The sequence below is a fragment of the Variovorax sp. M-6 genome, assembly GCF_052114385.1.
GTDB lineage: Bacteria > Pseudomonadota > Gammaproteobacteria > Burkholderiales > Burkholderiaceae_C > Variovorax.
Genome location: NZ_JBFREQ010000137.1, coordinates 1 through 350, shown reverse-complemented (window position 1 = coordinate 350; position 350 = coordinate 1). Strand labels below are relative to the sequence as shown.

General features: G+C 56.0%; 1 rRNA gene. It reads left to right on the top strand.

Annotation, left to right across the window (positions count from 1 at the left end):
- Positions 1-350 (top strand): 23S ribosomal RNA (locus AB4Z46_RS35515); the annotation flags it as partial.

Below are 350 nucleotides of genomic sequence, written 5' to 3'. Positions count from 1 at the left end.
GGGGATAACAGGCTGATACCGCCCAAGAGTTCATATCGACGGCGGTGTTTGGCACCTCGATGTCGGCTCATCACATCCTGGGGCTGAAGTAGGTCCCAAGGGTACGGCTGTTCGCCGTTTAAAGTGGTACGCGAGCTGGGTTTAGAACGTCGTGAGACAGTTCGGTCCCTATCTGCCGTGGGCGCTGGAGAATTGAGAGGGGTTGCTCCTAGTACGAGAGGACCGGAGTGAACGCACCGCTGGTGTTCGGGTTGTCATGCCAATGGCACTGCCCGGTAGCTAAGTGCGGAAAAGATAAGTGCTGAAAGCATCTAAGCACGAAACTTGCCCCGAGATGAGTTCTCCCTGAC